The 21,149-nt window shown below is 63.5% G+C and carries 21 protein-coding genes and 2 tRNA genes; 11 read left to right on the top strand and 12 right to left on the bottom strand.

The window, feature by feature from the left end:
- The first annotated feature begins 7 nt into the window (after positions 1-7).
- Positions 8-916 carry a hypothetical protein gene (locus J2X35_RS05895; RefSeq protein ID WP_310182946.1) on the top strand — a complete coding sequence of 303 codons (909 nt, stop codon included), beginning with the start codon at positions 8-10 and terminating at the stop codon, positions 914-916.
- 123 nt (positions 917-1,039) lie between these two features.
- Here J2X35_RS05895 and J2X35_RS05890 read toward each other — a convergent pair whose 3' ends face one another.
- Positions 1,040-1,687, bottom strand: a complete 648-nt coding sequence (locus tag J2X35_RS05890) for a 5-formyltetrahydrofolate cyclo-ligase (protein WP_310182944.1) — start codon at positions 1,685-1,687, stop codon at positions 1,040-1,042.
- A gap of 179 nt (positions 1,688-1,866) precedes the next feature.
- On the opposite strand from J2X35_RS05890, the gene J2X35_RS05885 reads away from it, so the two are divergent.
- Both J2X35_RS05885 and J2X35_RS05880 read left to right on the top strand, forming a co-directional pair.
- Positions 1,867-3,159, top strand: coding sequence for an NAD(P)/FAD-dependent oxidoreductase (locus J2X35_RS05885; RefSeq protein ID WP_310182941.1), 1,293 nt, complete (start codon positions 1,867-1,869; stop codon positions 3,157-3,159).
- 151 nt (positions 3,160-3,310) lie between these two features.
- Positions 3,311-5,284, top strand: a complete 1,974-nt coding sequence (locus J2X35_RS05880; protein ID WP_310182939.1) for a bifunctional 2',3'-cyclic-nucleotide 2'-phosphodiesterase/3'-nucleotidase — start codon at positions 3,311-3,313, stop codon at positions 5,282-5,284.
- A gap of 39 nt (positions 5,285-5,323) precedes the next feature.
- Here J2X35_RS05880 and J2X35_RS05875 read toward each other — a convergent pair whose 3' ends face one another.
- The 4 genes from J2X35_RS05875 to J2X35_RS05860 form a co-directional block, all read right to left on the bottom strand.
- Positions 5,324-6,556, bottom strand: coding sequence for a cyclopropane-fatty-acyl-phospholipid synthase family protein (locus J2X35_RS05875; RefSeq protein ID WP_310182937.1), 1,233 nt, complete (start codon positions 6,554-6,556; stop codon positions 5,324-5,326).
- Positions 6,557-6,650: 94 nt separating this feature from the next.
- Positions 6,651-7,499, bottom strand: a complete 849-nt coding sequence (locus J2X35_RS05870) for a DUF1365 domain-containing protein (protein WP_056109573.1) — start codon at positions 7,497-7,499, stop codon at positions 6,651-6,653.
- A gap of 15 nt (positions 7,500-7,514) precedes the next feature.
- On the bottom strand, positions 7,515-8,855 hold the full coding sequence (locus tag J2X35_RS05865; RefSeq protein WP_310182935.1) for an FAD-dependent oxidoreductase: 1,341 nt from the start codon (positions 8,853-8,855) through the stop codon (positions 7,515-7,517).
- Positions 8,856-8,866: 11 nt separating this feature from the next.
- Positions 8,867-10,315 carry a deoxyribodipyrimidine photo-lyase gene (locus J2X35_RS05860; RefSeq protein ID WP_310182932.1) on the bottom strand — a complete coding sequence of 483 codons (1,449 nt, stop codon included), beginning with the start codon at positions 10,313-10,315 and terminating at the stop codon, positions 8,867-8,869.
- A gap of 128 nt (positions 10,316-10,443) precedes the next feature.
- Between J2X35_RS05860 and J2X35_RS05855 the strand changes: the two genes are divergently transcribed.
- On the top strand, positions 10,444-10,572 hold the full coding sequence (locus J2X35_RS05855) for a hypothetical protein (RefSeq protein WP_274533091.1): 129 nt from the start codon (positions 10,444-10,446) through the stop codon (positions 10,570-10,572).
- 144 nt (positions 10,573-10,716) lie between these two features.
- The gene (locus J2X35_RS05850) at positions 10,717-11,004 is read left to right on the top strand and encodes a Dabb family protein (protein ID WP_056109567.1); all 288 of its coding nucleotides are present in this window, start codon (positions 10,717-10,719) and stop codon (positions 11,002-11,004) included.
- Between the two features lie 92 nt (positions 11,005-11,096).
- Here J2X35_RS05850 and J2X35_RS05845 read toward each other — a convergent pair.
- A tRNA-Asn gene (locus J2X35_RS05845) sits at positions 11,097-11,171 on the bottom strand.
- Positions 11,172-11,353: 182 nt separating this feature from the next.
- Here J2X35_RS05845 and J2X35_RS05840 point away from each other — a divergent pair.
- From J2X35_RS05840 to J2X35_RS05820, 5 genes are all read left to right on the top strand, one after another.
- Complete coding sequence (locus J2X35_RS05840) at positions 11,354-11,623, top strand: PGPGW domain-containing protein (RefSeq protein WP_056115496.1); 270 nt, start codon at positions 11,354-11,356, stop codon at positions 11,621-11,623.
- A 139-nt stretch (positions 11,624-11,762) separates the two neighbouring features.
- A tRNA-Cys gene (locus J2X35_RS05835) sits at positions 11,763-11,836 on the top strand.
- 81 nt (positions 11,837-11,917) lie between these two features.
- Positions 11,918-12,586 (top strand): protein-L-isoaspartate O-methyltransferase, encoded by a 669-nt coding sequence (locus J2X35_RS05830; RefSeq protein WP_310182928.1) that lies wholly within the window; start codon positions 11,918-11,920, stop codon positions 12,584-12,586.
- A gap of 174 nt (positions 12,587-12,760) precedes the next feature.
- A complete protein-coding gene (locus J2X35_RS05825; RefSeq protein WP_056109563.1) occupies positions 12,761-14,149 on the top strand; it encodes a TolC family outer membrane protein in 1,389 nt (462 codons plus the stop codon).
- A 200-nt stretch (positions 14,150-14,349) separates the two neighbouring features.
- Positions 14,350-15,120 carry a PopZ family protein gene (locus J2X35_RS05820; RefSeq protein ID WP_310182925.1) on the top strand — a complete coding sequence of 257 codons (771 nt, stop codon included), beginning with the start codon at positions 14,350-14,352 and terminating at the stop codon, positions 15,118-15,120.
- A gap of 93 nt (positions 15,121-15,213) precedes the next feature.
- Here J2X35_RS05820 and J2X35_RS05815 read toward each other — a convergent pair whose 3' ends face one another.
- Positions 15,214-16,020 carry a DUF72 domain-containing protein gene (locus J2X35_RS05815; protein WP_310182924.1) on the bottom strand — a complete coding sequence of 269 codons (807 nt, stop codon included), beginning with the start codon at positions 16,018-16,020 and terminating at the stop codon, positions 15,214-15,216.
- A 161-nt stretch (positions 16,021-16,181) separates the two neighbouring features.
- Positions 16,182-16,655: an Lrp/AsnC family transcriptional regulator gene (locus tag J2X35_RS05810; protein WP_056109556.1), complete on the bottom strand. Its 474-nt coding sequence runs from the start codon at positions 16,653-16,655 to the stop codon at positions 16,182-16,184.
- A 152-nt stretch (positions 16,656-16,807) separates the two neighbouring features.
- On the opposite strand from J2X35_RS05810, the gene ald reads away from it, so the two are divergent.
- Positions 16,808-17,926 carry an alanine dehydrogenase gene (gene ald / locus J2X35_RS05805; RefSeq protein WP_056109554.1) on the top strand — a complete coding sequence of 373 codons (1,119 nt, stop codon included), beginning with the start codon at positions 16,808-16,810 and terminating at the stop codon, positions 17,924-17,926.
- A gap of 236 nt (positions 17,927-18,162) precedes the next feature.
- Here the strand turns inward: ald and dapB are convergent, their stop codons facing one another.
- The 4 genes from dapB to sseA all read right to left on the bottom strand — a co-directional run bounded on the left by dapB (position 18,163) and on the right by sseA (position 21,144).
- A complete protein-coding gene (gene dapB, locus J2X35_RS05800) occupies positions 18,163-18,969 on the bottom strand; it encodes a 4-hydroxy-tetrahydrodipicolinate reductase (RefSeq protein WP_056109551.1) in 807 nt (268 codons plus the stop codon).
- Between the two features lie 101 nt (positions 18,970-19,070).
- Positions 19,071-19,628, bottom strand: coding sequence for an OmpA family protein (locus J2X35_RS05795; RefSeq protein WP_056109550.1), 558 nt, complete (start codon positions 19,626-19,628; stop codon positions 19,071-19,073).
- Positions 19,629-19,726: 98 nt separating this feature from the next.
- Positions 19,727-20,296 carry a GNAT family N-acetyltransferase gene (locus tag J2X35_RS05790; protein ID WP_056109549.1) on the bottom strand — a complete coding sequence of 190 codons (570 nt, stop codon included), beginning with the start codon at positions 20,294-20,296 and terminating at the stop codon, positions 19,727-19,729.
- On the bottom strand, positions 20,293-21,144 hold the full coding sequence (gene sseA, locus J2X35_RS05785; protein ID WP_310182922.1) for a 3-mercaptopyruvate sulfurtransferase: 852 nt from the start codon (positions 21,142-21,144) through the stop codon (positions 20,293-20,295). Before sseA ends, J2X35_RS05790 begins: the two co-directional genes overlap by 4 nt.
- Between the last annotated feature and the right edge of the window lie 5 nt (positions 21,145-21,149).

Genomic DNA, 21,149 nt, shown 5'->3' with positions numbered 1-21,149 from the left:
CTCCCCCATGCCCACCGCCGCCATCATCACCCGCCACCACGCCACGCTGCGCCGTCTGCTGGCGCTGATGCTCGTCTATATCGGGCTGGCCGACGACACGGGTCAGGCGATGCGTTTCATCACCGGCACGGCGGATGCGCAGGATGCCGGCGGCGACAGCGCCGCGGTCCGGGCGTTCCGCAAGCTCTGCGATCCCTCGACCATCTCGCGGCGCATCCACACCATGGTCCGGCATATTCTGCTCCCCGCCGAGGCGGCGGCGCGGCGGCTGATCGTCGTCATCGCCGCCGACCTGCCGACGCCGGCGCTGCGGCCCTGGGAGTTGAAGCGTGGCCGCCCGGTCGCCCGCGCGATCAGGCCGGTCGCCCTGCCGCGCACTTATGTGGCCGGAATCATGGCCCCGCTCTTCGCCGCGCCTTCGCCGCCCGTATCGACGGCGCCGAAGCCGCCGGTGCGCATGCCGCGCTTTTCCTTGCTCGATCCCATGAAGCGCTTCCACCGCAGGCGCTATGCGCAAATCGCCTGCCCGCCGCGCGCCAGCGATCCGGGCCGATGGCGGCGGCCCCTGCCCGTGCGTCTCGAGCCGACGCCCTATGACCGATTGCCCGACCAGCGCCTGATGCGCCGCGTCTGCGCGCTGGCCGCCGCGCTCGACGATCTGCCGAAACAGGCGCGGCGCTTCGCCCGCTGGCGGGCCTTGCGGGACTATCGCCTCACCCTCCCCCTTGCGGGGAGGGTCCCGCCGCAGGCGCGGGGTGGTCCCCGCGAACGCTTTTCCGGCCTTTATCCGCTGCGCGTCGGCCGTCCGCCCGGCGCGCCGCCGCTCAGCCTGCCCAGGCATCGCTGGAGCGCGGCGCAGGGCGTCGTCCTCGAAACGCACGGCCTCGCATGGCGCGCCCTTCCCGACACGTCATGAGGCGCGAGTCCTCCCCTGCAAAGGGAGGTTGCCAAACATGATGAAGCAGGGCTGTCGTGCCTCCCTTGCTCGCGCCGGGGAGGTTTCCGGCGCTGCGGACCCGCGGGCGGATAAAGCCCGGCATCAGCCCAGCACCACCTCGCCCATCGGCACATCGTGCGCCTGCGGATAGATGGTGGGGATGCGCTGCATTTCGTAGCCGACGCCGATGACCAGGGGCTTGCGCGGCATTGAAGCCAGCGTGCGGTCGAAGAAGCCGCCGCCATAGCCGAGGCGGTACTTGTCCGGATCGATGCCGACGACCGGCGCGATGACGACGTCCGGCAAAACGGGATCGCCCTGCGCCGGTATCGGGATGTTCCACACGCCCTTGTCCAGCTTCTCGCCCTGCTTCCAGGCGCGGAAGATCAGCGGCCGGCCTTTCTCCACCACGATCGGCAGCGCCGTGCGCCCGCCCCGCGCCTTCACCGTTTCGGCCCAGGGCCGCAAATCCGGCTCGCCACGGAACGGCCAATAGAAGCTGATCATCCTGCCGGCGACATCGCCGATGGTGGCGTCGAGGCCGGCGGCGATCCGGGCGGACATGGCGGCGCGCGCATCGGCCGGAATGGCAAGGCGCGCCGCGATCAGCCGGTCCCGCTCGGCCTTGCGCCAGCGGCGTATGTCGGTCCAGTCGGCGGGCGGGGCCCGGAAGGCCGGATCGAGTTCATGCATGAAACATGGCGGCGACGCATATTGCGCCGGCCCTTCGTCGTCCCGATCGTCGCCCATGATGGCACCTCATCGCATCGTCCGGTTCAGCCTATACCGGGCGCGCCGGCATCGCATGCGCATTCACGACATCGCAGGACGGGGCGCGGGGAGCCGGCCGGCATTGCTGCAGCGCACAAAAGCACCTACATCTAAGGAGCATTGGCATCTGGATTGATGCCCCTCCCGGAGGTGATGCAATGAACGCAGCCAGCCACCACATCGTCGTCATCGGCGCGGGGTTCGGCGGCCTCGAATTCACCCGCGCGCTGGCCGGCGCTCCGGTCCGGGTGACGCTCATCGACCGGCGCAACCATCATCTGTTCCAGCCGCTGCTCTACCAGGTCGCCACCACCTCGCTGGCGACATCGGAGATCGCCTGGCCGGTGCGGCACCTGCTGCGCCGGCGCAAGGATGTCACCACCCTGCTCGGCACCGTCACCGGCGTCGACAGCGAGGCAAGACGGGTGCTGCTCGAGGATGGCGAGACCGTCGCCTACGACACGCTGGTGCTGGCGACCGGCGCGCGCCACGCCTATTTCGGTCATGACGAGTGGGAGCCGTTTGCGCCGGGCCTGAAGACGCTGGAGGACGCGACCGCGATCCGCAGGCGGATCCTGCTGGCGTTCGAACAGGCTGAACGGGAGACCGACCCGGCCAAAAGGCAGGCGCTGATGACGCTGGTCATCATCGGCGGCGGGCCGACCGGCGTCGAGCTGGCCGGCACCATCGCCGAACTGGCGCGCGACACGCTCGCCGGCGAATTCCGCAACATCGATACGAGCGCCGCCCGGGTCGTGCTGATCGAGGCGGGTGAGCGCCTGCTTTCCGGTTTTCGGCCGGAACTGTCGGCCTACGCCAAGGCGGCGCTGGAGCGGCTGGGCGTTACGGTCGAGCTCAACCGCCCGGTGTCGGAATGCGATGCCGAGGGCGTGGTGTTCGGTGGGCAACGCTTGCCGGCGCAAACCATCATCTGGGCGGCCGGCGTCGCCGCCTCGCCGGCGGCGGAATGGCTCGGCGTCGCCGCCGATCGCGCCGGGCGCATCATGGTCGAACCCGACCTGACGGTGCCCGGCCACGCCGACATCTTCGCCGTCGGCGACACGGCGCATGTCGCCTGGAAAGAAGGCCGGCTCGTGCCCGGCGTCGCGCCTGCGGCCAAGCAACAGGGCCGGCATGTGGCGAAAACCGTGCTGGCGCGGCTGGCCGGCGACGACGCGCCTAAACCGTTCCAGTACCGGCATGACGGCGACCTGGCGACGATCGGCAAGCGCGCCGCCGCCATCGACTTCGGCTGGATCAAGCTCACCGGCCGGCTCGCCTGGTGGATATGGGGCATCGCCCATATCTACTTCCTCATCGGCCTGAGAAACCGGCTGACGGTCTCGCTGAGCTGGTTGTGGATTTACGTGACGGGACAGCGCAGCGCCCGCCTCATCACACAGGGCGACAGCGACAAGGTCAGCAACGCGAAGAAGCAGGCGGAGAGGTAGCCGGATCGGCGTCGCGCACTCGCCCGCTGTGCAGGCGGCAAACGGTCATCCGCCTGTCATCCCTTCGTGATGCGTTCCTGCTGGACTTGGCCGAAGTTTGGCGCGAGAGTCGCAATGCCGGCTAAGCAATTTATACGGGAGAACGCAAATCATGTCCGAGATGCTCATTTCGCGCCGATCGCTGCTGGCGGGCGCCGCCGCGACGGGCGCGCTGATCGTGCTGCACCCGTTCTCGGCGCGCGCGCAGGCCAACCAGGCGCATCTGCGCATCATGGAAACCACCGACATCCATGTGAACGTGCTTCCCTATGATTACTACGCCGACAAGCCGAACGACACGATGGGCCTGTCGCGCACGGCTTCCATCATCGACGCGGTGCGCAAGGAAGCAACCAACGCCATGCTGATCGACAATGGCGACCTGCTGCAGGGCAGCCCGATGGGCGACTACATCGCCTATGAGAAGGGCATGAAGGATGGCGATCTGCATCCGGTCATGAAGGGCATGAACCTGCTCGGCTACGAATGCTCGACGCTCGGCAACCACGAATTCAACTACGGCCTGTCCTTCCTCGACAAGGTGCTGGCCGGCGCGAATTTTCCGTTCGTGTGCGCGAACCTGATCCGCGGCACCGAACTGGCCTCGAACCCGCGCGACGACAAGCTCTACCTCAAGCCCTATGTGATCCTCGACAGGAAGATCAAGGACGGGACCGGGCAGGAACAGCCGATCCGGATCGGCATCATCGGTTTCGTGCCGCCGCAGATCATGGTCTGGGATTTGAAGAACCTCGAAGGCAATGTGATGACGCGCGACATCGTCGAGGCGGCCAAGGCCTGGGTGCCGCAGATCAAGGAGGAAGGCGCCGATATCGTCATCGCGCTCTCCCACTCCGGCATCGACGTCAAGCAGGGCGACAAGATGGAGAACGCCTCCTTCTTCGTCGCCGGCGTAGAAGGCATCGACGCGGTCTTCACCGGCCACCAGCATCTCGTCTTCCCCGGCAAGAAGGATTTCCGGGGCCTCGAGGGCGTCGATACGGAAAAGGGAACGCTGCAGGGCAAGCCGGCGGTGATGGGCGGGTTCTGGGGCTCGCATATGGGCCTGGTCGATCTGTTGCTGGAGCGCGACGGCGGCAAATGGCGCGTGGTCTCGGCCACCTCCGAAGCGCGGCCGATCTACGAGCGCGTCGACAACAAGAACAAGGCGACGGTCGAGGACGACCAGCGCGTCGTCGATGCGTTGAAGGAAGACCATGAGGCGACGCTTGAATATGTGCGGCGTCCGGTCGGCAAGACGTCAGCGCCGCTCTATTCCTATTTCGCGCTGGTCGCCGACGATCCTTCCGTACAGATCGTCAGCCAGGCGCAGACCTGGTACGTCAAGGACCTGCTGAAGGAATCGCAGTGGAAGGACCTGCCGGTGCTTTCGGCGGCGGCGCCATTCAAGGCCGGCGGGCGCGGCGGGCCGGATTACTACACGGACGTTCCCGCCGGCGACATCGCCATCAAGAACGTCGCGGACCTCTATCTCTATCCGAACACGGTGCGCGCCGTGGAGATCACCGGCGCGCAGGTGAAGGAATGGTTGGAGATGTCTGCCGGCATCTTCAACAAGGTGGAGCCCGGCAAGGCCGACCAGCCGCTGATGAACGGCGATTTCCCATCCTACAATTTCGATGTCATCGATGGGGTGACCTACAAGATCGACCTGTCGCAGCCGCCGAAATACGATTCCAAGGGCGGCGTCGCCAATGCCGACGCAAACCGCATCAAGGATTTGATGTTCAACGGCAAACCGATTGATCCGGCACAGAAATTCGTCGTCGCCACCAACAATTACCGGGCCGGCGGCGGCGGCAATTTCCCGGAGATCAACGACAGCAAGATCATCTATGAAGCGCCGGACACCAACCGCGACGTGATCGTGCGCTATATCGTCGATCAAGGCACCATCAACCCGTCAGCCGACGCCAATTGGTCGTTCGCGCCTTTGCCGGGCGCCAGCGTGCTGTTCGAGACCGGCGCCAAAGGCAAGGATTTCATCGCATCGGTGAAATCGCTGAAGATTGAACCGGCCGGCGACGGCGACGGTGGTTTCGCCAAATACCGCATCACGCTGTAGCACTGGACAGTGTCTTTTCCCCGGGAACGGGAGAAGACGCTAAGCCTTGTAGATCACCTGCCGCACGTCGATGTAGCTGGCCCGGAAGCCGGCTTCGCAATAGTGCAAATAGAACTCCCACAGCTTCTTGAAGCGCTCGTCGAAGCCGAGCGGGACGAGCCTTTCCCATGACGCCCAGAAGCGCTGGCGCCATTCGGCCAGCGTGCGGGCATAGTCCTGCGGAAACACCCGTTCGCGCAGATGCGCCAGGCCGTGTTCGGCCCCGAGCGATTTCAGGATGGACGGCGTCGGCAGCATCCCGCCGGGGAAGACGTAGCGCTGGATGAAATCCGGCCTTGCACGATAGGTCTTGAACGCCGCCTCGTTGATGGTGATGATCTGGAATCCGGCGGTGCCGCCCGGTTTCAGGCAATCCTTCACCTTGCGGAAGAAGACCGGCCAGTATTTCTCACCCACGGCCTCGAACATCTCGATGGACGCGATGCGGTCGTACCGGCCGGTCTCGTCGCGGTAATCCTGCAGCTTGATCTCGACCTTGTCGGCCAGCCCTGCCTTGTGGATGCGCTCCCTGGCGAAGTCGTGCTGTTCCCGGCTGATGGTCAGCCCGGTCACATGGCAGCCCACTTCCCGCGCGGCGAATTCGGCGAAGCCGCCCCAGCCGCAGCCGATCTCGAGCACGCGGTCGTTTGCGCTCATGCCGATATCCTTGGCGAGCGCCCGGTATTTGGCCGCCTGCGCGCTTTCCAGGTCGTTCGCGCCCTTGGCGTAGAGCGCCGAGGAATAGGTCATGCTCGGGTCCAGCCATTCCCTGTAGAAGGCGTTGCCGAGGTCGTAGTGGGCGGAAATGTTACGCTTGGAACCGGTGCGCGTGTTCTCGTTCAGCCAATGGCGGATGCGCTGTACGGTGTTGATCAGCCAGCTGGCTCCGCCGGCGATGTTCTCGCCCGTCTCGGTGTTGATCACGAACAGTTCCAGGAACGAGGTCACGTCAGAACTTTCCCAGTCGCCATCCATGTAGGATTCGGCGACGCCGATCGTGCCGCCCGAAAATGCGCGGGAGGGAAGCCGCCAGTTGTTCAGCACCAGCTCCGCGTCCGGGCCCGGCCCGTTGCCGCCAAGAAGAACCCATCGGCCATCCGGCAAACGCACCTTGAGCGACCCGTGGGGCAGCCCCATCGTCGCCTTAAGCACCATGCTCGCCTTGGCCGGCAGGCCTTTGACGAATTCGGCGAAGTTCAACTCATCCAGCCTGACGGCGTGGTCGATCGCCATGCTGCCGGAATGTCCGCTCCCTTGTGTCTGAACCATTGTCGTAGCCCGCGTCTCCTGGGCAGCGGAGCGACCGCGTGCCTGCTTCCTACTGCGTTCATTCCCCAGGTTCGACCGCCGCGCCATGGTCGCGATAGCTGACCGTTTCAGGCGCCGGCGGACTCGAACGAAAACGCGCGCCCTTCAACCAGAGCTTCAGCGCTTCCCAGTGAATTCCCGCCACAATCTTCCATGTCATCAGCGGAAACTTCAAGAGGCACGCAGCAAGCCGGGCTGTGCCAAGCGGCTGTGCCTCGCCGGTGAAGGTCGCGACCAGCAGCGGCTCGCCCTTTTCGGTCTCGTTGATGCGCAGTCTCACGGCCTTTCCGGGCGGCAGGATGTGGAAATGATAGCGGGCGCCCATGTCGATGAATGGCGAAACGTGGAATATCTTTGTGCGCGTTTGCCGTACGCCGGCCGAATCGACGTCGCCGGGCTCTACGGGCGCGACATAGGTGTGCCGCTGGCCGAAAGTATTGCGCACGGCATAGATCATCGCGACCAGCGCGCCGCCTTCGCCGTAGCAGAAATACACCGAGATCGGATTGAAGGCGTAGCCAAACATGCGCGGATAGGCGAGCAGCAAGATGCGCATCGCCGGCCGCTTCAGGCCCGCTCCCGCCAGCAGCCGATCGACGAAACTGCGCAGGGTTTCGCCATCATGCTCGACATGGTCGCTTTCAAAGAACGATGTCAGCCCCGGCCGATTGACCTTGAGCAATGGAGTCATCCTCGACAGTTCCGCCAGCCGGTCTATGTCGACCAGCAGCGAAAAGACCGAGTAGACGAAGCGGTGGCCGAAGGGCTTCAGCCGCGCATGCATGACCTCGCCCGGATAGAGCACGCCGGCTGCTTCGGGCGGCGGCCCGTTCGCTTCCATCGTGGTTATGCGTTCCCTTGCGGTCATCGGTCGAAGCCTGCCCTACTCCGCCGCCAGCGCCGGCAGATCGGCACTGACTGCATGTGCGCGCCACGGCACCGTTGCGCCCAAAGCGAGGGCTGCGTTGAGCCCGGAGCGCAGACCATCCTCATGGAAGCCGTGGCCCGTCCATGCGCCGGCAAACCAGGTTCCGCGCGTGCCCTGTATATCGTCAAGTCGCGCCTGGGCCGAGATGCTGCGTGAATCGAACTGCGGATGATCAAGCGACCATTCGCCGAAGACCAGGTCTCCGCGCGGTTCGATGATCGGGTTGAGGGAGACGAAAACAGGTTTGGCCGCATCCAGCCCCTGCAGGCGGTTCATCCAGTACGTGACCGACACTTCCGGCTCCTCCTGCTCGTGCGAGGTGCGCAGGTAGTTCCAGGCGGCCCAGGCCGCGCGGCGTTTCGGCATGAGTCTCGGGTCGCGATGCAGCACGACGCGGTTCGGCCGGTAGGGGATCGCGGAGAGGATCGCCTCTTCGGCGCTCGATGCATCGCCGAGCAGCGCCAGCGCCTGATCGCTGTGACACGCGACAATCACACTGTCGTAGCGCTCGGGCGGGTTGTCCCCGGCCCAGACCGTCACGCCAAAGGCATCGCGGACAATCGTGCGAACAGGACAGGACAGCCGAAGGCGGTCGCCAAGCGGCGCCAGGAGCTTGTCGAGATAGGTCCGCGAGCCGCCCGTGACCGTGCGCCATGTCGGCCGGCGCTCATGGATGAGGCGGTGGTTGTCCAGGAAGGTGACGAAGCTCTCCGCCGGATATTCCAGCATCTGCGCCCTTGGCGTCGACCAGATCGCCGCCGCCATCGGGACCAGATAGTTGTCGCGGAACGCGGCCGAGTAGCCCTTGCGGGCGAGATAATCGCCGATCGTGGAATGGGCGAGAAAGCCGGAATCGCGGTCTGCGACGCATTCCCGGTTGAAACGCAGGATTTCGCGCAGCATCCACAGGAAGCCGGGCGAGAAGACATTCCGCTTCTGGGCGAAGATGGTGCGCAGGGTCGAACCGCACCATTCGAGCCTCCCGCCGTCAAGCGAAAGCGAAAAGCCCATGTCGCTGGCATGGCTGGCGACGCCGAGATGCGCGAAGAGCGCCGTCAGGTCGCGATAGTTCAATTCGTTGTAGACGATGAAGCCGATATCGACCGGCAGGCGGACGCCGTCATAGTCGACGTCGACGGTGGCGGTATGCCCGCCCGGTCTGTCGGAAGCCTCGTACACGGTTACATCCGCGACGGGGTTCAGCGCCCAGGCCGCCGCCGCTCCCGATACTCCCGATCCGATGACAGCAATCTTCTTCCCGCCGGCAGCGCCACGGTTGATGGGCACGATGTTCATTCATTCCCCTGTCACATTGACTTGTAGGCACGGAGCGCGCGCTCGCGCGCTTCCTTGTGGTCAATGACAGGTACGGGATAATCTGACCCGAGTTTCACGCCGGCCTGCGCCAGAATGTCTTTTGGCGCCTCCCACGGACGATGGATGTATTTTGCCGGCATTTTCTCCAGCGCCGGAATGAAGCGGCGGACGTAAGTGCCGTCCGGGTCGAACTTTTCGCCCTGCAGGATCGGGTTGAAAATACGGAAGTAGGGAGACGCGTCCGCGCCGGAACCGGCGACCCATTGCCAGTTGGCTGGATTGCTGGCGGGATCGGCATCGACCAGAGTGTCCCAGAACCATTTTTCGCCTTCGCGCCAGTCGATCAGGCAGTCCTTGATGAGGAAGGACGCGGCAATCATGCGGACGCGATTGTGCATCACGCCGGTGGTCCACAATTCGCGCATACCGGCATCGACGGTGGGGTAGCCGGTCTGGCCTCGCTGCCACGCGTGCAGGTTTTTCGGATCGCCCGACCATGAGAATCCGTCAAAGGCTGAATTGAAGTTTTTGTTGCGCAGGTCGGGGTTGTGAAAAAGCAGATGATAGCAGAACTCGCGCCAGCCAAGTTCCTTGCGAAACTTTTCGCGGTCATCATGTCCACCAGTCGCCTTTTTGCGCTTGAGCGCCGCCAGGATCTGGAAAGGCGTGATCTCGCCATGGGCGAGATGCGGAGACAATCCCGACGTCACATCGGCGGACGGCCTGTCCCTGCCCTCGGCATAATCCTCAAGCTCTGTTTCGAGGAATTCGTTCAGACGAGACCATGCCCCATCTTCCCCGGGACTCCAGCGTTCGCGGAAGCCGCCGGCCCAATCCGGCCTTTTCGGCAGCAGGTTCCAGTCGTCCAGTTTCTCGGATTTCGGCGTTCGGCCGCTGCAAACCAGTTTGTCCGGCGCGTCCACCGGATCACGCGGCTCCGGACCCGAGCAGAGCGCCTTCCAGAAAGGCGTGTAGACCTTGTAGAAACCGCCGGCTCCCGTTTTCAGGCGGGACGGTTCATGCAGGAGGCATCCATCAAAACTTTCGGCAGTCAGGCCGTGTTCACGCAAGCTCTTCTTCAGGCCTGCATCCGCGGCGGCGGACGGTGGATCGTAGCGGCGATTCCACAACACCGTGTCGGCGCCGGTCTCTTTGAGAAGTGATGCGACGGTCTCGTGCATAGGGCCACGGCGCAAGCAGAGACCAGATCCCAGACCGGCGAGCTTTTCTGAAAGCCTTTGCAGTGAATGATGGAGCCACCAGCGCGCCGCGCCACCCGCAGGTCGCGACCCGTCCTTTTCGTCGCGAATGAAAACCGCCGTTACCGGCTTGCCGGATTGAACCGCCGCAGCCAGGGCCCGGTTGTCCGCCACGCGCAGATCGTTTCGAAAGAGTACGAGGACCGGCTTGGATCTATCCTTGGGTTCGTCCTTTGCCATGCGGTCTCTGCTCCGTCGGCACGCATGGCAATCTTGAACGCCGCGTGCAAATCCGTCCCCGTATAACGGACGCGATCGCCTTGCGGTTGCAACTGGATGGCGGGACAGAAATGCGCTAATCAATAATCATGCGCTACGTCATAGTCATCGCCGCCATTGCCTTCTTCATCATCTGGGACGGTCTCTACAATGAGGCGCGTTATACAAACCAGGGCGTCCGGGAACTCCGGCACATCGTCCGTTATGTTACGGGCTGACGGAACAATTTCCGAATAGCTCACGATGCGCCGCGACATCGTCGCCGATTGACGCATGGGACAGGCTGACCCAGAACACGCTCTGACGTGGTGCGGAAGTCCGCGTGGACATTCAGCAGCGACCGCGCGGCCAGGGAGGCTTCAGTGATCCGTCACATCGTGTTCTTCAGCGCGCGGCGAACAGACGACCTGGAAGCGATCCGCACCGGCCTGCTGGGTCTCGCCGAAATCCCGCATTCGAGCGCTTTCGAGGTCTCGCCCAACACCAGGGTAGACCCCCTATCGGATGAAATCGACCTCGTGGTCTATGCGGAGTTCGAAAACCAGGCGGCTCTTGCCGCCTACAAGGCTCATCCGCTCTATTCTGAAATCACAGCCAAGGTCCGGCCGCTCAGGGAATTGCGATTCTCCGCCGATATCGTCTCGGGCTGACGCCTGCGAGCGGCGCAGCCACGCAGTTGAACCTGCGCGCGGAGACATTCGGGCGTGATCGCCTGTCGAAAAACCCGAAAAATCTGGATTGTTGGCTCCCCGGGCCGGATTCGAACCAGCGACCAACCGGTTAACAGCCGGTTGCTCTACCACTGAGCTACCGGGGAACAGGGCTCATATGTGAACGGCGCAGCCTATAGCAAACCCGTTTCGGCTTTGCAAAGCAGCATTTCGGATTTTTTCGATCTGTCTGGGGGTGGCTTCTGGCAAAGAGCGCGCCGTGCCATCATATAGTCGCGTCACGGAAGCATCAGGCTATCGATCGGACATGACCGCAGAAGGCGACCAAATGATCGCGCAGCACGACAGCGCCCCGCCCCCGCCCCGGAAAATCTCCGTCTTCGGGCGGCAGTTCACCATGCCGCAATCACGATGGCTGCGGATCGTCATCGGCGTCGTCTTGATCATCTTCGGATGTCTGGGCTTTCTGCCGATTCTCGGTTTCTGGATGGTTCCGCTGGGGCTTCTGGTGCTTTCCTACGAATTCGCCTCGGTCCGCCGTCTCCGCCGCCGCTCGGTCGTGTGGTGGGAACGAAGGCGGCGGCGGCGCCAGACCTGAGCACCGGCTTTGGCTCTTTTGCACGTCGCCTGAATTAAGCCGGGCCAAGTTGCGAGAAAGCAGCCTTATTGCGTCGCGCCCGCTTGACGCAAAATTTCGGGCCACCTATTGAGTTTGCCTGAAACGCCGGGAGCAATGAGGCCTCGTGGCGGAGTGGTTACGCAGAGGACTGCAAATCCTTGCACCCCGGTTCGATTCCGGGCGAGGCCTCCAATCCCGGCTCCCGCGCACCAGCGCCGGAGGGTGTTTCATCGACAATCCGGCGCGGTCTGCGCCATGAGCGGGACGCCTTACATGAACGCAGATTTTTCCGCACGCCGCGTCAAGATGGTCGACGGACAGGTCCGCACGACCGACGTTACCGACGCCGCCCTGCTGGACGCCATGCTCGAAATCCCGCGTGAGGCTTTCATCGGCTCCGCCAGTCCGGATCTTGCCTATATCGACGAGGATATCCGTGTGGCCAGCAGCGATGCCGGGCCGCGTTATCTCATGGAGCCCTCGCCGATGGCCAAGCTCATCCAGCTTGCCGAGGTAACGCCGGCGGACAAGGTTCTCGATGTCGGCTGCGGCACGGGCTATTCGACTGCCGTTCTCTCCAGAATTGCCCAGTCCGTCATCGCGCTCGAAAGCGATTCGGCCTTGGCCCAGGCCGCGGGCGCAACGCTCGCCGCGCTCGGTTGCGCCAATGCCGAAATTGTCCAGGGACCGTTGCGCGACGGCCATGCCGCGGGCGCGCCTTACAATGTCATTTTCATTGGCGGCAGCGTCGACGAAGTGCCGGAAACGTTGTGTTCCCAGCTTGCTGAAGGCGGCCGGCTGGTTGCCGTCGAGGGGCATGGCCACACCGGTGTGGCACGTCTATTTTTAAAGACTACTGGCGTCGTGACCGGACGCCGTGCATTTAATGCGGCAATAAAGCCACTACCCGGATTTGAACGTAGCCACGTTTTTGAATTCTGAGTGGTTTGGCCTTGCGGCCAGCGTATTGTCATGTTGGCTAGAGCTTTGATTATCGTTGCTGAGACGACTCGGTTTCTGTCGGGCAGGCAACAGGAAACATGGATGCGCGACCTGGGCCGCCTTCTGTAGGGGCCGGTGTTGCGCCGTTTCTGTTAAAATGATGAGGGACGTGCCGTGAAGTCCGTGAACAAGAGTCTTTTTGTCGCCTTGCTTGTTTCAGCCGCTGCGTTTTCACCTGTTTCAGCTTCAGCTGAAAGCATTCTCGGTGCTCTCTCCAAGGCCTATCAAAACAATTCCCAGTTGAATTCGGCGCGCGCCGGCGTCCGCGTCACCGACGAGACCGTTGCCATCGCCAAGTCGGGCTATCGCCCTACCATCAACGGCTCCGCCAGCATCGATTACACGAACACCTCGCGCAACAATGCCAGCACCCGCACGACGACGGGCGCTTTCGGCGTGCAGATCAACCAGAGCCTGTTCGACGGCTTCCAGACGAAGAACAATGTTGCGGCAGCCCAGGCGCGTGTTCGCGCATCGAACGAGACCCTGCGCAACACCGAGCAGAACATCCTGTTCAATGCGGCCAGCGCCTACATGGATGTCATCCGCGACCGCCAGGTTGCAGCCCTAACCGAGCAGAATCTGAAGGCGCTGAGTGAGCAGGTGCGCGCCGCCCGCTCCCGCTTCGATGTCGGTGAAGGAACCCGCACAGATGTCGCCCAGACTGAAGCGTCGCGCTCCGCGGCGGTTGCGCAGGCCAGCGCCGCCAGGGCGCAGGCGCTGTCGAGCGCGGCCGTGTACCGGCAGATCGTCGGTGACGAACCGGGCAAGCTGTCGGCGGCTTCACCGCTGGGCAAGCTCCTGCCGGGCAGCCTGGAGGCAGCGATCAGCATCGCAGCCAATGAACATCCGGCAATCCTTGCCACTGAGCATCTGGTCGATGCCGCCGGCTTTTCGGTGAAATCGGCCGAAGGCGCGCTGCTGCCGCAGGTCTCGGCCTCCGCCGGCATTTCGCGCAACTACCGTGACAGCGACGGCCTCGCCGGCGTCTCCACCGGTCAGGACGGTTATTCCACGTCCGCCAACATCGGCGCCACGCTGACCGTGCCGATCTATCAGGGCGGCCGGGCTTCGGCGCAGGTGCGGCAGTCGAAGGAATCGCTTGGGCAGGCGCGTATCGAGGTCGATGTCAGCCGCGACAACGTCCGCGCCGCCGTCACCTCCGCCTGGACCCAGTACACGGCGGCCCGCGAAAGCGTCGACGCCAACCGTTCGCTGGTTTCGGCGGCGCAGCTTGCGTTGAACGGCGTCATCGAAGAGCGCAATGTTGGCCAGCGAACCACGCTCGACGTCCTGAACGCCCAGAACGACGTCACCGACGCGCAGATCAACCTGGCGACCGCCCAGCATGACGTCGTCGTTGCAAGCTATGCGATCCTCTCGGCCATGGGCCATCTTTCGGTCGAGCGTCTCGGCCTGCAGGTGGCGAAATACCATCCGGAAGAGCACTACAACGCGGTCAAGGACAAGTGGATCGGACTGCGTACGCCCGACGGCCGTTGAGCCGTCTGCAACCTGCCCGCCTTGTAATCTGTTGAAATCCAAAGCTTCCCCAGAATGGGGATTCTCGTCAGCCGCTGCGTCGGCTACGCTGGCGGCATGATTCGTATCCGGTTCGTGCCGGAGGGAAATCTGGATTACGGTCACAAAAGGCGGCGGATGTGACGATGGCAACGGCAAGCACTGCACAACGCGAACCTTCGATGGAAGAGATACTCGCTTCCATCCGCAGGATCATCGAAGACAGCGATACGGGTCGCAAACCGCCCGAGGACAGTTCTGACCTTCGGCAGGATCTCGAGCCGTCAGCGGTCATTTCGGAAGCCGAGACCTTCCGCAGCGAATTGCGCGGTTCGGTTGACGTCAGGAAATCGGTCACGCTTGCTGACGTGCAGGCGCAGATCGCCTCCGACCCTGCGCCTGCGGCGCGTTTTGACGCGGAGCCTGTTCCCTCTTCCGAGCCGAGAGCTTTCTCCGGCGGTTTCGACCGTTTTGGACAGGACGCGCCGGTCAACTCGTCCGAAGTCGATGACGGCGAAGAGAAACCCGTGGCCGAGACAGTCGCTGAATGGCGTCGCGACCTCGTTATCGAGAAGGCGCCTTCCAGCCATACCGAAACCCGTGGCGAGACCGACGCCTCGAACGCGGAGGCGTCGTCGGCATTCAATATTGAAGAGCGTGTCGATTCTGCGATCGAGGCACGGGCTAACCAGCCCCGGCACGTCGAGCCCGCTGCATCAGCAGGCGACGACCTTGCAAAACCGTCCCTTGTTTCCGAACAGACCAGCCGGCAGGTCGCCGCGTCCTTCGGAGAGCTTTCCGAGGCTTTCGCCAGCCGCAGCAAGAAGACTTTCGACGAGATGGCCGAAGACATGCTGCGGCCGATGCTGCAGGACTGGCTGGACAACAACCTGCCGACGCTAGTCGAGCGGCTGGTGCGCGAAGAGATCGAACGCGTGGCGCGCGGCACCTGAAGCACGTCGCGTGAGGTTCAGACCACGTGCTTCAAGTCTTGTCTTGATTCATGTCGTTGCCCAAAACCGCGGCGCGTTTTTGGGCAACATGCATCAGCCGGCGACGCGCTTCATCAGGGCCATGGCGCCGAAAGGCGCCCTCACCTTTCCTTCTGTGATGAAGTAGATGAACACGTCGCGCGGTCTGACCGGCGCGTCTGTCTTGTCGTCGGCGCGCGGCAGGTCGTCGGGCACCCTGCCCTCGGACCACACTCTGGCGCGACCTGCCCAGGCGCCCAGGGCCTCTGGCGTGTAGCAATCGGGGTTGTCGTCCTTGCCGGTCTGCAGCCGGGCATAGATGAAATCGCCGGTGATGTCGGCGATCGCCGGATAGGTCGCATGATCGGCATAGACGATCGCCACCTTGTGCTTGCGCGCAAGCGCCGGAAATTCCGGCACGACAAAGGAAGGATTGCGCACCTCCACGGCATGGCGCAGCGTCACGCCATCCTGCTTCTCGGGCAAAAGCTTGAGAAAGGCTTCGAAATCGTCGGGGTCGAATTTCTTGGTCGGCGCGAATTGCCACAGGATGGGGCCGAGCTTTTCGCCCAGCGCGGCGACGCCGGATTCCAGGAAGCGCATCATCGATTCGCCTGCCTCGCCCAGCACCCTTCGGTTGGTGACGAAGCGGTTGCCTTTCAGCGAATAGACGAAGCCGTCCGGCGCTTCATTGGCCCATTTGACGAAGGTCGGCTCCTTGAAGCTCGAATAATAGGTGCCATTGACCTCGATGGTCGGCACCTGCCGCGTGGCGTAGTTGAGTTGTTTCGCCTTCGACAATTTTTCCGGATAAAAGGACGTATCCCACGGCTCGAAGGTCCAGCCGCCCATGCCGGCGCGGATTGTGCCTGCCTTGCTCATACTCGTCCTCCTATCGCCACTTGCACCGCTTCCAGCCTCGCAGGCAAAGCCTAGAAATCATGTCCGGCGCCGTCTGGCCATCCGAAAACAGCGGTTGCCGAGAAGCCTGCTGCCAAAGCTGGCAGCGTTTCCCGCCCGGATTCGACCCGAAAGGACTGGAGTTACGCCGCTTCCGGTTTCAGCCCGACCGTGGTGCGGTCAATGATTTCGCGCAGCGCAAAGGACGAGTTGATCTTGGTCACATGCGGCATGGCCGAGAGCCATTCCTTGTGGATGCGCTCGTAGTCAGCAAGGTCTCTCGCAGCGATGCGCAGGATGTAATCGTATTCGCCGGACATCAGGTGACAGGACAAAACGTTCGGGCAGCGTTTGATCGCGGCCTCGAAATCGGAAAGCGTTTTTTCGAACTGGCCCGACAGGGAAATATGCACGATCGCTGTCATCTGATGGCCCAGCGCCGCATTGGAAAGGCGCGCATGGTAGCCGCGGATGGTGCCGGACTTCTCCAGATTGTCCAACCTGCGGGAACAGGCTGATTGCGACAGACCTACCTTCTCGGCCAGGGCCGCGTTGGGAATGCGGCCGTCCTTCTGCAAAGTGTCCAGAATGGCAATATCGATCCTGTCCAGCGGCATTCTTCGTATATCCTGCGAAGTATGGGATTATTCGCGCAAGGATTATCCACGCTGCCCGGCAAGCGCAACCCCATTTCGCAAGCACATTCGGAACGTTTCGTGGTTCACTGCGTCTATAAGGAAGTGCACGCAGGCAAGGAGGATTGACTGCTATGCGCGTGGGTTGTCCCAAGGAAATCAAGAACCACGAATATCGTGTCGGTCTCACGCCCGGGTCGGTGCGCGAATATGTGGCGCATGGCCATGAGGTGCTGGTCGAGACCGGCGCCGGGGCCGGCATCGGCGCCGATGACAACGCTTACCGCGCCGCCGGCGCCGCGATCGCCCGCAATGCGGCGGAGGTTTTCGCCAGATCCGACATGGTGGTGAAGGTGAAGGAGCCGCAGCCGGACGAATGGGCGCAATTGCGCGAAGGGCAGATCCTCTACACCTATCTGCATCTGGCTCCCGATCCGGAACAGACCAAGGGACTTCTCGCATCTGGCGTCACCGCAATCGCCTATGAGACGGTGACTGACGAGCGCGGCGGGCTGCCGCTGCTCGCGCCGATGTCGGAGGTGGCCGGCCGGCTTGCCATACAGGCCGGCGCAACGGCATTGCAGAAGGCCAATGGCGGACGCGGCGTGCTGCTCGGCGGGGTGCCGGGCGTGCTACCGGGCAAGGTCGCTATTCTCGGCGGCGGCGTCGTCGGCCTGCAGGCGGCCAAGATGGCCGTCGGCCTCGGCGCTGATGTCTCTATCGTTGACCGTTCGATCCCGCGCCTGCGCCAACTGGACGACATTTTCAACGGCCGGGTCCACACCCGCTACTCGACCGTCGAAGCCGTCGAGGAAGAGTGCTTCTCTGCCGACATTATCGTCGGGGCAGTGCTGATCCCGGGCGCGGCGGCGCCGAAGCTGGTCAGCCGCGAAACGCTGTCAGGCATGAAAAAGGGCGCGGTGCTGGTCGACGTTGCCATCGACCAAGGCGGCTGCTTCGAGACCTCGCATGCGACCACCCATGCCGAACCGACATACGAGATCGACGGCGTCATTCACTACTGCGTCGCCAACATGCCGGGCGCCGTGCCGGTGACATCCACCCATGCCCTCAACAATGCGACGCTGCACTACGGCCTGCAGCTTGCCGACAAGGGCCTCAAGGCGGTGATCGACGACCGGCATCTGCGCAACGGCCTCAACATCCACAAGGGCCGAGTCACCAATGCCGCCGTCGCCGAGGCGCTGGGTTACGAAGTCATGGAACCGAAGGCCGCGCTGGCCGCAGCCTAGACTGGATCGGCACCGGACAGGCTTTGTGCCGACCTGACGCCAGACAACAAAAAAGCGGGGCAAAACCCCGCTTCCTCGTCTGTCAGGAAAACCGCCGGTTCATCCGCGGTCGGCCAACCTTTCGACACTGTCCATATAGCATCGCAGTGTTACGATGATGTGACGGCCCAGATTGACCGGCATATGGTTAAGAAATCCTTAGCATCAGCGCATTTGCCGGTCTGGTGATTTTCGAATTAGTCCATCAGCGCGTCGAGACCGCGGACCAGTCCCTTGAACTGCCCGACCCGCCGGATCGCCAGCAAGGTCCCCGCCACATAAGGCGCGGCGGACGATCCGGCGTCGTGACGGATCGTAAGCCTTTCGTCCGGCAGGCCGAACAGCGCCTCACAGGACAGAATATAGGACGGCAGGCGCAAGGCGTGCACCTGCACCCCTTCGCCCGATCCGACCGCGGCGCCCCGGGTTTCCGGGAAGCCGGAGACTTCGGATTGCGGCTTCGACGTCGCCGGCTTGCGGATTTCGGCCAGAGCCTCTGCCAGTTCGCGTGCGGTGCCGGACGGCGCGTCCGGCTTCCGGGCGCTGGCATAGTCGATGACCTCCACATCAGGCACATATTTGGCCGCCATCAGCGCGAAGCGCTTCATCAGCGTGGCGGTGATGGAGAAATTGCCGGCCGCCAGCACGCCGACACCATTGGCCTTCGCCGCCGCGTCGATTTCGGCATAGTCGGCGGCCCCGAGGCCGGACGTGCCGATGACGACATGTTTTCCTTTTTCGATGGCCAGCAGCACATGTCCTTTGACCACATGCGGCTTGGTGTAGTCGACCACCACGTCGGAAGCCGCCGCCAGCGCCTCATCGAGCGAGGCGGCAACGGTGACGCCAGCCGACGCAGCGCCGACCGCGATGCCGGCATCCTGTCCCGCCGCGCCGCGGGAAACCGCACCGGCCAAACTCAGGTCGTCCTGTGCCAGGATCGCCGGCACCAGCGCCTTGCCGACCCATCCGGTCGCCCCTGCCATCACCACCTTGATCGTCATCGCTGGCTCCTTCTCGCATTCATCCTGTCAACGGATATGGAAAGAGCCCGGCCTGTTCAAGCCGGGCTCCCCATTGTGTGTTGATCCAGACGGACGCGGTTTCAGCGAATGAAGTCGTCGAAACGCCGCAACGTCACCCGGCGGTTGCGCCAGTTCTCGTTCTGCGTCGGAACCAGCAGGAATTCCTCGCCGTAGCCGACTGTGTCGAGCGCGCGGGCCGGCACGCCGAACTGGCGCACCAGTGTGCGCTTCAGCGATGCGGCGCGATCCTCGGAAAGCGCCAGATTGGACGATGCCGAGCCGACGGCGTCCGTATGGCCCTCGATCAGGATTCGAGCGCGCGGATTGCGCCGCAGGATGCGCCGCAGACCGTCGGCGATGTTGTCGACCTTTTCATATTGCGACGGCGCGATCGCCGACGAGCCGAATGCGAAGTTGATCGACTGGATGTCAATGGAGGGCGCCCTGCGGCGAAGGTCGGGACGGCGCTTGAACTCGCGAATCGTCACCCGCTCATTGGGCCGGAGCTTCGTGCGCGGCGCGGCCTGCAACTGGCGCTCGATCTGCGCGCCAGAAGGCGTCGCGGCCTGGGCAAAGGCAAGGCTCGGCATGGCAATCGCCGTGGCGAGGGTGGCAGCGAACAAACGGCGGGTGATCATGGCTCAGTCTCCTTCAGCGCGCCGGGTGCGGCGCTTTCCGTATGCATATTTGCAAAAGGAGACTGAAGCAGAGATGAACGGCGCGTTCAGGCGGTGATTTAGCGCATGACGCTGTCGGCGCGCTCGGCAAAGGTCAGGGGTCGTATGATTTCCTTTTTCTGCGCCACCGGCACAAAGCCAAGTTTCTGGTAGAGCGGCAAGGCGGCGGGATGGTCGAGCGTGCAGGTCTGCACCGTCACGCGCTTAGGCCCGTGCGACCAGCAGGCTGAAATGGCCGACCCGAGGAACCAGCGGCCGAGCCCCTGCCCCGTGGCGTGGTCCACCAGGCCGAAATATACAAGCTCCGCCTCATCTGGCAGGTTCGGCTTGATGTCGAAGATACCGGCGGGCGCGCCGTCGAGATAGAGGATACGAATGTCGCGGTCTTCCCGATGCAGGCCGGCCGACAGTTCCTCGTCGTCCAGCCGCAACGCTTTCACCCAATGCCATTTCCGGCCGACCCGATCCATCATGTAGCGGTAGAAGTGGAGCGGGATGTCCTTCGTCCGCAACAGCGCGATCTGCCGGTTGTAGGGCGCCGGCGGGTAATGCGAGGGCGGCGCGTGCATTTCGAGGAACGTCACCGTGACGCCGATGTCATCGGCCCTGCCGTTCTGCGTCGGTGTCATTTGTCGTCCGTCGTCGCTGGCGTGTCGGCCAGGCGGCCCCATTCGGTCCACGACCCGTCGTAGAGCCGGTTTTCACTATGATCGAGGGTCTCGAGCGCCAGGTTGATGGCCGCAGCCGTGATGCCCGATCCGCAAAGCGTGACGATGGGCTTGGAAAGGTCGAGGCCGGCATCTTCCAGCAGCGCCCGCAGCCGCGGCTTTGAAAGCAGTTCGCCATTCTCGGAAAGCGCGGTGATCGGCACGCTGTGCGCGCCGGGCATGTGGCCGGAACGCACGCCCGGACGCGGTTCCGGTTCAGTGCCGTAAAAACGGCCCGAAGGCCGGGCGTCGGCGATCTGCGCCGAGCCGCTGTCGACGATCCGGCGCATCTCATCCAGCTTCACCACATGCGAGGTGTCGAAGTCGGCGTGGAAAATGCACGGCGCAACCTTGGTCGGCTCCACCGTCACCGGCCTGCCCTCGGCGATCCAGCGGTCGAGGCCGCCATCGAGGACGAAAACCTGCGAAACGCCCATTGCGCGGAACATCCACCAGGCCCGCGGCGCGGAAAAATAACCCGGCCCGTCATAGACGACGATCATGTCGTCGGCCGAAATTCCCATTGCGCCGACATATTGCGCGAAGTCCTTTGGCGCGGCGAGCATATGCGGAAGGTCGGTCTGCTGGTCGGATATCGCATCCTGGTCGAGAAAAAGCGCGCCGGGAATATGCGCCGTTTCGTATTCGGCTCTGGGGTCGCGCTTGTGCGAAGGCAGATACCAGGAGCCGTCGACGACCGTCAGCCCTGGTTGACCGAGGCGCTGCTGAAGCCAGTCTGCATCGACGGTAAAGGCACTGTCTTCAGCCATTTATT

Source organism: Mesorhizobium sp. BE184 (assembly GCF_031457045.1).
GTDB lineage: Bacteria > Pseudomonadota > Alphaproteobacteria > Rhizobiales > Rhizobiaceae > Mesorhizobium.
Note: the sequence above shows the minus strand (reverse complement) of the source record. Positions and strands in the feature narration are given on the sequence as shown.